Annotated in this window: 11 protein-coding genes and 1 riboswitch; of the genes, 5 read left to right on the top strand and 6 right to left on the bottom strand. The window is 46.5% G+C overall.

Going from position 1 to position 12,825, the window contains the following annotated elements; genetic code table 11:
* The first annotated feature begins 8 nt into the window (after positions 1-8).
* Positions 9-1,355 carry an amino acid permease gene (locus MHI06_RS16860; RefSeq protein ID WP_340398525.1) on the top strand — a complete coding sequence of 449 codons (1,347 nt, stop codon included), beginning with the start codon at positions 9-11 and terminating at the stop codon, positions 1,353-1,355.
* 58 nt (positions 1,356-1,413) lie between these two features.
* On the opposite strand, the gene MHI06_RS16855 is transcribed toward MHI06_RS16860, so the two are convergent.
* From MHI06_RS16855 to MHI06_RS16830, 6 genes are all read right to left on the bottom strand, one after another.
* Complete coding sequence (locus MHI06_RS16855) at positions 1,414-2,175, bottom strand: YqcI/YcgG family protein (RefSeq protein ID WP_340398524.1); 762 nt, start codon at positions 2,173-2,175, stop codon at positions 1,414-1,416.
* An 82-nt stretch (positions 2,176-2,257) separates the two neighbouring features.
* Positions 2,258-2,884: a LysE family transporter gene (locus tag MHI06_RS16850; protein ID WP_340398523.1), complete on the bottom strand. Its 627-nt coding sequence runs from the start codon at positions 2,882-2,884 to the stop codon at positions 2,258-2,260.
* A 126-nt stretch (positions 2,885-3,010) separates the two neighbouring features.
* Entirely contained in the window at positions 3,011-3,628 is a 618-nt protein-coding gene (locus tag MHI06_RS16845) for an urea carboxylase-associated family protein (protein ID WP_340398522.1), read from the bottom strand.
* A 130-nt stretch (positions 3,629-3,758) separates the two neighbouring features.
* On the bottom strand, positions 3,759-5,255 hold the full coding sequence (locus tag MHI06_RS16840; protein ID WP_169480999.1) for an amidase: 1,497 nt from the start codon (positions 5,253-5,255) through the stop codon (positions 3,759-3,761).
* A 254-nt stretch (positions 5,256-5,509) separates the two neighbouring features.
* Positions 5,510-6,490 carry a DMT family transporter gene (locus MHI06_RS16835; protein WP_340398521.1) on the bottom strand — a complete coding sequence of 327 codons (981 nt, stop codon included), beginning with the start codon at positions 6,488-6,490 and terminating at the stop codon, positions 5,510-5,512.
* Positions 6,491-6,634: 144 nt separating this feature from the next.
* A riboswitch (FMN riboswitch) is annotated at positions 6,635-6,788 on the bottom strand.
* A gap of 84 nt (positions 6,789-6,872) precedes the next feature.
* Complete coding sequence (locus MHI06_RS16830) at positions 6,873-7,373, bottom strand: DinB family protein (protein WP_340398520.1); 501 nt, start codon at positions 7,371-7,373, stop codon at positions 6,873-6,875.
* Positions 7,374-7,511: 138 nt separating this feature from the next.
* Between MHI06_RS16830 and MHI06_RS16825 the strand changes: the two genes are divergently transcribed.
* From MHI06_RS16825 to MHI06_RS16810, 4 genes are all read left to right on the top strand, one after another.
* Positions 7,512-8,063, top strand: a complete 552-nt coding sequence (locus tag MHI06_RS16825; RefSeq protein WP_340398519.1) for a CGNR zinc finger domain-containing protein — start codon at positions 7,512-7,514, stop codon at positions 8,061-8,063.
* A 111-nt stretch (positions 8,064-8,174) separates the two neighbouring features.
* Positions 8,175-9,551, top strand: a complete 1,377-nt coding sequence (locus MHI06_RS16820) for an amidohydrolase family protein (protein WP_340398518.1) — start codon at positions 8,175-8,177, stop codon at positions 9,549-9,551.
* A gap of 486 nt (positions 9,552-10,037) precedes the next feature.
* The gene (locus MHI06_RS16815; RefSeq protein WP_340398517.1) at positions 10,038-11,474 is read left to right on the top strand and encodes an amino acid permease; all 1,437 of its coding nucleotides are present in this window, start codon (positions 10,038-10,040) and stop codon (positions 11,472-11,474) included.
* Positions 11,475-11,736: 262 nt separating this feature from the next.
* A complete protein-coding gene (locus MHI06_RS16810; protein ID WP_340398516.1) occupies positions 11,737-12,816 on the top strand; it encodes a hypothetical protein in 1,080 nt (359 codons plus the stop codon).
* The last annotated feature ends 9 nt before the right edge of the window (positions 12,817-12,825 follow it).

Here is a 12,825-nt window from a genome sequence, read left to right as displayed (position 1 = left end):
GGAGCTTCATGAAAAGTCAGCTACACGGTAAAAAGGACGACGATAAGCTAAGTTGGGTCAGCCTATCTTTGTTTGGCGCGGGGTGCACGCTTGGAACAGGATTTTTCCTGGGAACCAGTCTCGCGATTCATTGGGCCGGCATATCCGTACTCGTATTATTGGTGCTCGCTGCGGCGGGTACTTACTTTGTATTTGGCGCGCTGGCGCAGATGACGGCAGATGATCCAAAAGAAGGCGCTTTTCGAACCTATGCTGGAGAAGCATTCGGACCATGGGCTGGTTTTGGAAGTGGGTGGATGTACTGGGCTTCGGAAATGCTCATCATGGGCAGTTCTTTGACAGCACTTGGGCTCTTCTCCCAATTCTGGTTCCCCAAGTTTCCCCTATGGGCATTTGTTGCGATCTATGCTGCTATCGGTCTGTTCATTGCTGCACTGGGAGCGAAGGGATTAACCAAAACGGAGAATATTCTTGCCGTAATCAAACTTGCTGCAACGGTTGCATTTATAGCTATAGCAGGAGCGGCTTGTCTGGGTTGGTTACCTGTACAAGTGACGCCAGAACAATTAAAGAATGAATGGTTTCCGCATGGAGGTAAAGGGGTGTGGACCGGATTCATCTATGCATTCTTTGCTTTTGCCGGGATCGAGGTTATGGGCTTGATGGCAGCCAAATTGAAAGAACCGAAAGATGCAGTGAAATCAGGTCGAGTAATGCTATTATCGGTGAGTACACTTTATGTCATTGCAATTGCTTTGATTCTGTTGCTTGTGCCATCCAGCCAATTGACTCCAGATGAAAGCCCGCTTGTAAAAGCCATGTCAACCATCGGATTCACCGTAGTGGTCCACATTCTCAATGGAGTTCTGATTATTGCCGGATTTTCGACGATGGTGGCTTCGCTATATGCCATTACGTCCATGTTAGTGAAACTTGCAGAAGATGGAGATGCGCCGAAGCTTTTCACAAAGACATGGGGGAAAAAGGATATGCCACTTCAGGCATTGTGTTGCACAGCGGCCGGATTAATCCTGTCCACATTGATGGCATTATGGATGCCCAAAAGTCTGTTTGAATATGTGACGACAGCAGGTAGTCTGGTATTGATGTATACATGGCTGCTCATCTGCATCACGTACATCAAAAAAATGAAGCCTGTGAAGTGGAATCGCATCAAAGTATGGATTGCCATGGTATTAATTGTGGCTGCTGTTGCGGGAACAGCGATGGAAAAAGCCAGCAGAACGGGTCTGCTGGCAAGTGTGGGACTTGTGGTGTTGCTTGGGATCATTACGTATATTGTTCACAAAGTACGTGGCTCCAAAACTCCGCAGTCTGCACCATCCAAACCATAAGTAGTGTTTGGCGAAAATTGTCCAACATATTAATGAATACGTAATAAGTGTTTTAAGATTATTTCGTCAATTTACCAAAGGCTTGCTTCATCCGCATAAATGGACATTTGGAAGGTGTCTGCTCATCATCAGGCAGGAAATATTGTTTCCATTCCAGATTATCCTGCTGTCCATACCACATCAGCGAAGGGTGAGCAGGAACAGCATCATATGCAGCGAGACGTTTGCGGATCAATGTTTTCATTTTGCGGCCAAGAGGGGTGTTGTCATTGATGGATTCGAATACCCACCGTGGTTGAAAAGCAAACATGAGATAAGGAAAATGCCGGCTAGCTCTGAGTTCATGTGCGGGAGTAGCGCAAAAACAAAAGTAAGGCTCTCCGCCAAAGCAAAACTCCCATGATGAATCATGAGGATCGGTTGAAATATGTTCCGGCCACGGCTCGGTATCGTGTGAACTTACCCGATTAAGCATTTGCCAGAATAACGTCTGATATTGCTCTACCGTTGTATGATCTTTTAGATCATTTGGCGTCTCACAGATGACCACCATGGAAGCGTAATGACCTGTGTCTCTGGATACAGGACCATACTGTCTAAGCAGCTCCGCCATATCTTCGGCAGCTTGTTCAGATCGGGGATCACACGTAAAGCCGTACCTCAAATGTCCTGACAGAAATCCCATTCGTCCAGGTACACATGGATACGTATTATCTTCGTCGGCGATCATTTTACCAAATTGCGAATAAGCGTCCTGCTGCCAAGATGGAAGACGCTCAAACAAGGTGTTTATTTCGTCGGCACTATACAGCTCCGCCATTGATTCCCAACTCCATTCCACATGATACCGTTACAGTATTAATGTGGTTGAAGTTGGGTGACTGTCCAGCCTGATTTTGTTGTCAGAAAAATATGGAACACACAGCTTCGTACCCGAAATACAATCCAAAACCGATCAGACAGATTCCCGATATGATGGAGATCCATTGCAATACATTCTCACTGCTGTGTTTGTGGAATCGACTGGCCATGCCAGCCATAATGACATCCCACACCAGGATGCCAATAAATATGCCTGAACTGTAGAGTAGTAAATGAGCCGTATCCGTATGTTTCACAGTCGTCGCGAGAATGGAGCCATAGATCCCAAGCCAAAACAAAATATTAAGTGGATTGGACAGAGCCATCAAAAAGCCGGATATAAACGATTTTCGAACAGTCGCGTCCGCAGTAGATGTACCTTGAATCCCCTGTTTCAGCTTCGAGAGCGTTTCCACTCCCGTGTAAATGAGAATAAAACTTCCAAATGACCAGAGAAAAGAGCGCATAAACGGCGTGTCCAGAAAATGGGCAACTCCAAAATAAATCAGCAGCATATACACCAAGTCTGCAAACATGGCACCGAGTCCTAGAATCCAGGCGTGCATGAATCCATGTCGGGCTCCACGGTCAAGTTGAGCGGCGTTAATCGGACCAATGGGAGCGGACAATGATATTCCCAGAATAATATAACTGAACAGTACAGACATAAACACGTTCACTCCTTAACGGGTTCGATGAATTGTACCGTCGTCACAGAGAATGGGTACAAGTCATCGTATTCCAGCAAGGAGTGAATTAGAACAAGCTATTATATCATATCGTCTATGGCGTTGTTATTCTGTTGAAGTCTCGACATCTAATTGAACTGGAGTACAGTGGTAGCCGTTGCACGAACTTTCCTCACAAGGACAAGCGGAGAGCCCAATCGTGAGGTCCATTAATGCCTCCATTTCGATATAATCACCTGCACGTGAGTCGGGTGCTACAACATCAATTTTGCCTTGACTGTCTACAACAGATTTCATAAACAGATTAAACGGATAGTGTTGATCCGGTGGTAAGATGCCGAAGGGTTCCAGTGCCGTATTCAGATTGTGATAACAACTGGCGTGATCCTTTTTGTCGTATAACACCTCATACATCTCTGGGCGACAAGCAGAGTTGAAGAAATCATGTACCCCAACGGTGTCACGGACAATCTTAAGTAAGGGTTGATATTGATTGGAATACACAAACTGTCCCGGCTTGATCCTGTAAGTGCGCAATACATCCATTGTCACGCCCGGGTCCAAGCGATGGTTAGCATCTTGCGCATCGTATGCCACAAAATCAATGACTTGCTGCCCCTCCAGATCTGTTATACGTAATAAAGAACCCTTGCTTACTTTTAGGGCATATCCCGTTTTGGGAGGGATACGAAAAGACTGTTTATGAGGCTGTTTGGTATTCATTCGTCACATTCCTCCGCTATTTTTTGCTTTCAGTATGCGGAGCAAACGAGGCTTTCATGCACTATTTTGGCAACACATCATACTCAGGTGGGTAACGTTCAATGATAAAGGTAGATACACGCTGAACGTTCTAAGCTGGAAACATTGGATTACCTTTCATCCCGATCCAGAGATCTGATTGTTCCAGCTGTGCAGCTAGATGTAATAACCAATCCTCACGTCCCTTGGTTGCCATCACTTGAACGCCCATTGGCAAACCTTCAGGTGTCATATGCAGAGGTAAACTTATCGCAGGCTGACCTGTTAAATTCGCGAGCTGGGTGAACGGAGTATACGTAAGACTTGGCTCAAACATCTCATAGATGAGTTGCTGCTGCTGGGTCTTGTCCAATTCACTAATCCGCATGAGATTACGAATCTGTTCGTCATGAGGTGTCAACTCTCCAATCTTAGGTGCAGAAAAAGCATTAACGGGTGTGACGTAGAAGTCATAGCGCTCAAACAAAGTGGACATCTGAGCGGCAGCTACATCCCATTCAGCCAGACTATGAACAAATTCCGCAGCGGACACCTTTTTTCCAGCTTCAGCCAGAACCCAGGATTCAATCTCCATATCATCGGAAGTCAGCGCCCGGCCCATGGATCGTTCCATGGAAGAGATCATCGCGGCCATCTCACCGCTGTTCATCATATAGTAGTTCTCCATCAACCGGACTCCGTTCACCGGACTCAGTTTTTCTTCAACATGATGACCTTGGTCTTCCAACCAGCGAACGAGCTTATATACCGATTCTTTGGCTTCTGCGCTGACAGGTGTGCCGACAGGCGAATCCGTTGTATACGCAATTTTCAGTTTGCGTTGATGTGGATAGCTCATATCTGCCAAGTAACTGCCTGGAAAGAGTGGAGCATGAAATGCAGCTTCAGGCTGAATGACTTGCAAAGTATCGAGCAGGGCTGCACTGTCCCGAACCGAGCGGGATAGTGCAAAATCAATCGATGCGCCTTGCCATTGACGACCAACTCCCGGTCCTACAGGTGTGCGTCCGCGGGTTGGTTTCAATCCAAACAATCCGCTAAATGAAGCGGGAATACGGATTGAACCGCCTCCGTCACTGGCTCCGGCAAGAGGGACAATACCCGAAGCTACAGCGGCGGCAGCACCGCCGCTTGAACCCCCTGGGGAGTGATTGATATTCCATGGATTGCGAGTTGGCCCATGAAGACGGGGCTCGGTAATATTTTTCAAACCAAATTCAGGCGTATTGGTATGTCCTATGATGATAAAGCCTGCATCACGCAGTCGAGTGACAAAATTGGAATTGCGTAATGCGCGATGCTCGCTGAACAAACGTGAACCTGAAGTTAGAAATTCACCTTCCAAGGATTGCGAAATATCTTTCAGAAGCAGGGGCACACCGGCAAATGGTTGTTCTCCAGGGCGAACCAAGCCGGCTTCCTCCCGTGAACGGGTTTCATATGTACGAATGACCGCATTAAGCTGCGGATTGACTTCTTCAAGGCGTGCAAACGCCGCTTCCAGCAAGTCAACCGGGGATACTTCCCGGGATCGGATCAGTTCAGCCAAACCTACGGCATCGTATGAGGTATATGAGAATGAAGACATTAGTGATCGTTCCTCTCTGAATATAGTTCATCTGTTATTCCATATGTCATCGTACCACCGGATTAGATAAAAGACAAAACATAGAAGGGACGTAGTGCGATGAATTGGATATTCAGTATGAGGGGAGGGAAAAGAGCAGAAGATTGGAGATATTAGTAGTGGAAATAAAAAACCACTGCTCATCAAATGCGATGTGCAATGGTTTTATTTTATATTTGATTATTTGTTTATATGTGATCCTCGGATATATCCGCTTATTCAGTTCGAAGCTTAGGTGCTGCATCGGACGCAGTTGATGATCGTTCCTGCTGTCTGGAGATGGCGAAGAGGACCACCCAGATCAAGATAAAACCAAGCAGTTGCTCCCATGTAATCAGCGTACGGAAAGCAATCCAGTTCACCAACACACCCGCCATCGGGAAGCTAAGTTCCGCGAGAGTTGCAACAGAAGCTTTGGTCGACGACAGACCTTTATAATATAACAGAAGACTGAGCAAACCTGGTAACAATGCCTGACCAAGAATGTTGAGGATAACAGCAGTCTGTTCACCCGTTCCGGACGGAAACGTCCATGCTGCACCTTCGTTCCACGTCATAAAGATCAGGAGCGGGAGAGCAACGACGAAGCGAAGGGAGGTGACCGTTTCATAACGCGCCTGTCCCAGCATCAGTCGGCCCATAACGGTTGAACCTCCCCATAAAGCAGCAGCCCCAAGGGATAACAAGCTGCCAGCATGAATCCAGTTGTCCCAGTTACCTAGTGGCAGTGTAAAGCCAAATGTAAGCAGGTACGTTCCTGCAAGTGCAATGAAGAACAGTCCGCCGAAGCGACGTGGTAACGTTTCTTTCAATAACAGCTTAGCCAGTACGATAGCGAAGAGCGGTTGCATTTTTTGTAATAAAAGTACAGTGTTCGGATCGTTATGTGTAAGTGCCATGGTGAACAATACCGTTGCGAGCGCTGATCCTCCCCATGAGATAAAGATCACGGCAATCCAGTGGCGAGGGCGCAGGTTTTTCAGATCAGCCCGGAATTTCCACAGCACGGGAATCGCTATTAGACTGACGATGATATGTTCCACCAGTACAATCTGCGTGGATGTCATCGTATTAAGCAAAATAATGCGGAAGAGTGGATCCACACCCCAGAGGGCGGCGCCGAGAACAACAAGCCAGAATCCGGTATTACTTCGTTCTTTGCGGTAAACGGTTGATGCAGATGATGTCTTTTCCATATTCAGGACTCCTTCGTCAGAACACGGAATCTTCAGTTGGCAAAATCGACAAAAGCCCCCGTTTCGGTATTTACCAAATAAACGGGGGCTCATCCAAGGACATGCGTCAGGAAAGAGGCCTTCCCGTGAACGGCATGTCAATGTGTTGATCTTCTCTCATCCGGACTGTACCGTCGGCCTTGGATTCACACCAAGTCAGTCGCTACATGTCCTTCGTGAAGAACAAATAGCGAGTCGCGGGCTGGTTCCGAAGAACATCACCGCCGGTCGGGAATTGCACCCTACCCCGAAGATCCTATTCAATTATATAGTGTGTTGAACAAGCTGTAACATTAATAAGTTCATCTTATTCCTGTAAGCGCTAGCAGTTCAAGCATTATTTTTAATAAATGATATTCCAGCTTCCTTGCTGTCTGCGAAGAAGCACGATCTGTCCTGCGTGATACGCATCATGGAGTACCCAGCGAGCTAGTTCGTGTGCCCATTTCTCTTCGGTATCCATATAAACGGCTTCAAGATCTGACTCCTGTAGTGTCGCCATTTGATCTCTCAACTGTTGGGCTAATCGAGTTGTACCCTTCAGTAATGTATTCCATCCGTCTGCATCCGTTGAATCTCCGGGATTCCCAAACGTATACTCATTGGAGTCTACGGCTGGAAGTGCAGGCTCTTTACCTTGGATGCGACATAATAAGCGATGGTTGTAATAATACATATGGTTAACCAACTGCCAGATGCTTAATCCCCCTGCGGGTGGAATCCAAGCTGCTTGCTCCGCTGTAAGTCCTTCCAAGGACTTTGACAAAGGTACAATCCAATTGCATTGATCCCAGGTGTCATCCTTTTGAATAAGTATCACATCTAGTGCTGTTGTCTTCGTCATTCAAGTATTCCTCCTTGAGTGCTGTTTTGATGTAACTAGCTAAACCATCGTAATAAGGTTACAATTAATATAACACATCAAGGATTGAGTGTAACCTTTTTTGTTGAATTAAGGTGGTTACATAGGGCGGAGGTATATATGAACAGGTTATGGACTGATTTTGTAAACAGTGATTATCATGATTGGCGTGGGGGAGATCGATCGGAGGACAGGCTCGGAAAGGCAAGCTGGCAGCAAGATTTCTTGGATCGATGGCAACTTCATGCTTCTGTCCCCGCATCCCCAGAAGATGAGTTGTCGATGAGAAACTTCAGAAATGAATTGTTGGCTCTCGGATCTCGTGTATCTTCCGGAGCATCCTTAACAGAACAGGAACGTAATTGGTTGAATGACTTTATGGAAGCAGGGCATGTGAGAAGAAGATTGACTACAATTGATCAGGGACTGAAGCTCCAGCTGGAAGCCGTAGAAGCTCATTGGCATCAGGTTATGGCTGAAGTAGCTGCTGATTTTGCTGTGACTTTGGTGGAGGGAGAAGCGGGCAGGATTCGCATCTGTGATAATTCGGATTGTCGCTGGATGTTCTATGATGATACCCGAAGCAGAACACAGAAGTACTGTGATGATAAGATGTGTGGAAACCTGATGAAGGTCAGAAGATTTCGAGCGAAACGCAAAACCCAAAATTGAAAAATATTAACATAAACTATATAATGTATATATACTAGCGAAACAATAGTCAGAAGCAGTGCGGATTCGTAAGCAGGATGTGATCGTCTTTCAAAACAAATCAGATGGGAGATGTGTCTTGTGCGGACAAGTTATCTGTTGAAAAATGGCTGTGTGTTGTCGATGGATGCTCGAGTTGGACAGTATAAGAGGGCGGACGTTCTGATTCAAGATTCGTTGATCACGGCGGTTCAGCCCGATCTGGATATTCCGGATGCGGAGGTCATTGATGCTTCATCCATGATTATTATGCCTGGGCTGGTGGACACACATCGGCATGTGTGGGAATCACTGGTCAAAACAGCGGGAACCAACTGGTCCTTGCCAGTCTATTTGCAAAATCTCTATTATGGTGCGATGGGAAGCAAGCTCCGTCCACAAGATAGTTATATTGCCAACCTGCTCGGTTCCTTGGAAGCGCTTAACGCAGGAGTGACGACAGTATTGGATTGGAGCATGCCGTATTCTTCCGAGCACACGGATGAACTGATTCGTGGACTTCAGGATGCCGGGATTCGGGCTGTATTTGCTCATGGAGTACCTGGTGAGACGAACTACTGGAATCGGGATAGTCTGCTCACGTATTCGAATGATGTGAGAAGAGTCAAAGAACGATATTTTTCATCAAGGGATCAATTGCTCACTTATGGACTTGCTATTCGTGGTCCGGAGTTCAGTCATTGGGATACAACGGTGAAGGAGATTGAGCTAGCTCAAGAACTAGATGCGATCTGTTCCATGCATGCCGGATTTGGCAGTTGGGGGTCTGTAGATCGCTCTGTTAGTCATTTGTATGAAGCGGGGCTGTTAAGTCCACGAGTGAATATTGTTCACGGTAACACCATGGGCATGGATGAATACAAAATGCTGGCGGATAGTGGTGCTTCTCTGTCGGTCACACCTGAGGTTGAAATGATGATGGGTCATGGATATCCGGCAACCGGCTATTTTCTCGAACATGGAGGAACCCCTACACTCGGTGTAGATGTGGTGACGTCAACAGGCGGGGATATGTTCTCGCAGATGAAGTTTGCACTTCAAGCTGAACGATCCAGAGCGAATGAACAACTTCTGCAGCAGGTTGAGATGCCAGGTGAGTTGAACTTGCAGTCCAGCCAAGTACTGAGATTTGCAACTTCAGCTGGTGCCCAAGCATTGGGTTTGGAGCAGAAGGTAGGAACGCTGACCCCAGGAAAGGAAGCGGATCTGATCATGATTCGTACCACCGATCTGAATATGTTTCCCGTCCATGATCCGATCGGTGCTGTCGTTCAGTTTGCCAATCCATCCAATGTCGATACCGTGTTTGTGGCAGGCAGACTCGTGAAGCGAGAGGGCAAGCTGCTTCATGTTGATCTGGACGCAATCCGTCATACGGCGATGCAGAGCAAAGATTATCTGTTATCCCAATACCGGATGTCGGACGCGGAGAGAATTGCTTTTTCGTGATTCGTATTTTCATATAACCTCTACCTAATATTACGAAATGAAGGGCCGCATAACGCTATGTGGCTCTTTAACGTGCTTGCATATCGTCGAATTAGACAGGATAAGGTAGGAAGGGACAGCAGAAAAAGACGAAAAGAGCTCTCATTTTCTTAAATTCATATAACAAAGGGTTGAAGAGCTTATTCTTGGAAATTAAGGCTCATAAAAACTGCGCATAATATAAATTATACGCAGTTTTGTTTTAAATCCATTTTCATATTCATTCACGTGCAACAGATCATGATAATTTTCGCGGAAAAAGAACAAAATAAGTGATCTCCAAAAATAAATTTAACCAAGCAACGCGATAACGTGTAGAATTCGATAGGTTTTTATAGGTGATCGATAAGATAGAACAAATGACTTTTTCATAGAACAGATGGGAAGCCATCCAATCTCTGCTACATTCATAGCACAATCAAGATTCATGACGAGAGGAACATGACTATGCGCGAGAACGAACAACGATCTTCATTATTTCGTAAAAAACCAATTGCCTCCGGGGGCGATAACAACAGTGCATTGAAACGGGCACTCGGTCCGTTGGACTTAACCACACTCGGGGTAGGTGCCATTATTGGTACAGGCATTTTCGTACTGACCGGTGTAGCTGCCGCAACGTATGCCGGACCCGGACTTGTATTATCATTTTTGCTGGCAGGTATCATATGTGCCTTCGCGGCATTGTGTTACTCGGAATTTGCATCAAGTATACCGGCATCGGGTAGTGCGTACACGTATAGCTATACGGCTTTTGGTGAAGTTATTGCCTGGGTTCTGGGATGGGATCTAATATTGGAATATGGATTCGCGAGTGCTGCGGTAGCGAGTGGGTGGTCTGGATATTTCCAAACGTTATTGTCCGGATTTGGATTGGAGTTACCACATGCGCTGACGAGTGCGTTTAGCCCGGAAAAGGGTACTTATTTTGATATCACAGCTGCGGTCATTACGTTAATTATTACTTTCCTGCTTACCCGAGGGGTGAAGGAGGCGGCTCGTGCGAATGGCATCATGGTTGCGATTAAAATCATTGTGGTACTGATCTTCATTGGTGTAGGTGTCTTCTATGTAGAGCCAACGAACTGGCAGCCATTCTTACCTTTTGGTATCTCAGGTGTGACTGCGGGAGCAGCTACGGTATTTTTTGCCTATATCGGATTTGATGCGGTCTCCACTGCGGCAGAAGAAGTTAAGCGGCCACAGCGAGATTTACCGATTGGAATTATTGCATCACTGGCGATCTGTACCGTTCTCTACATTGTTGTATCGTTAATCCTGACAGGGATCGTGCCGTATAACATGTTGAATGTAAGTGATCCCGTTGCGTTTGCATTTGAATTTGTTCAATTGAAGGGATTGTCATGGATTGTATCTCTTGGAGCGATTACCGGCATTACGACCGTATTGCTGGTCATGATGTATGGTCAGACACGTTTGCTCTATTCCATGTCTCGTGACGGACTACTGTCTCCGGTCTTCTCCAAGGTTAGTGGCAAAAGTCAGACACCAGCGGTAGGGACATGGGTTGCGGGCATCATCGTTGCTCTGTTCTCCGGGTTCATCTCACTGGGACATCTGGCGGAGCTCACGAACATCGGAACGTTGTTTGCATTTGCAGTCGTAAGTCTGGGCATTATCGTGTTGCGTAAAAATAACCCAGATCTCAAACGTGGTTTCCGCGTTCCACTCGTGCCACTGATTCCGATTCTGAGTGCCTTGGGTTGTGTATACTTGATGACACGCCTTGCAGCGCTGACATGGATTACGTTCTTTGCTTGGTTGATCATCGGACTGATTATCTACTTTGCGTATGGACGTCATTACAGTCATCTGAACCCGGCACGCCGGATCTCCAGTGCTTTCAGAGCGAAGGATAAATAGATTAGTCGAGAACATCATCTTTAACCGAGAACCTCTTCATTTTTCCTCATTACGTATCGCTTAGGCGAAGCGGGATGAGGATTTTTTTATATAGCAAGATAAAGGATGATAACAGCAGGGGGAGGTTGGAATTTTCTTCATATATGGGTAAGTAATAAGGGGCGTGTTGAACTAAATCAAGGAGCCGGGGTTGCGGCTAAGCCAAATATGAAATATATTTGGGGATGTGACATGCCATCAGACATAAGAGAGGGGATGTATCATGAACACACCATTACATACAAATTCAGATCATCAAAATGCAGCTTTTGGATTTGCGCTGGCTGACTCAGCCGTACTTGCCGAGGCAAAGCTGCATATCTCACAATCGGGGGACACACAAGCCTTACAGTTGGATATTGATCCGCAGCGCCTTCTGAAGGATGGACGTAAAGTATCTGTCATTGCACAACCGTTGGAATCACCCGTCGATCGTCAAGATGCCAATATCATCTATGGTCAGGAGCTAGCATACGTACAATATGCTGTTAAACTCAACCCGGATAGCACGATCTCCATTGCTTCTATTGAGGGGGTTGAACAACCTGTTAATCTGGGTTGGTCAGCATTTGCAGAAGGGGAATACGAACTTCGAATCTCCCTGCATATGAAAACACCTCGTATCGCTGAAGGCACGCTTGAACCTGAACAACTTGCAATGGTTAAGTATGCGCAGGTTATTACCGTATATATATCGCTTTTCCCGGCAGAAGCAGCGTCGTTGGCTGTGCCATCTCAACCAGTTTGGACTAGGAACCATCATGTATTTGACTCCTATGGCAGAGGAGGATTTATTCTCGCTGACTTGCCTCGACTCGCTAAGCGTGTGGAGGAACTAATCGGACCGGGTAACCATAATCTGATTGAACAATTTGCGGAAGGAGAACTGTCAGATACGATGCTGGAAGAGGGTCTGATGGCAATTGTCTGGGGCGTCACTCCGTGGTGTTATTCACTCTATTCTGTACCAGACGAGCCATCTGCTCGAATGCTTGCCGTGGACAAGCTGGGCGATGAACCTGAACGGCAAGGAATCTACCATATTGATCCGTCCATTCAGCAACTGAGTATCGTGCCGGCGAATGAACTGGCTTACTGGCCTGCCTGTGTTCAGAACGATTGGCCTGTCATTGATGTGGCGGGTGAAGGCGAGACGTTGCATATGGATTTATATACACAGATCTGTGAATCCGTGAATGGGCTACACGAGAATCCATTGCCATCGTTTGTACTTACTCGTAGTCAGGGCACACCCGAAACGATCATTCCGCTGATTGACGTTGTTATTGTGGACGAAGCGTAGGGGTTCTGT

The organism is Paenibacillus sp. FSL H8-0079 (assembly GCF_037991315.1).
In the GTDB taxonomy this organism is placed as follows: Bacteria; Bacillota; Bacilli; order Paenibacillales; family Paenibacillaceae; genus Paenibacillus.
This window is presented reverse-complemented; position numbering and strand designations above follow the sequence as displayed.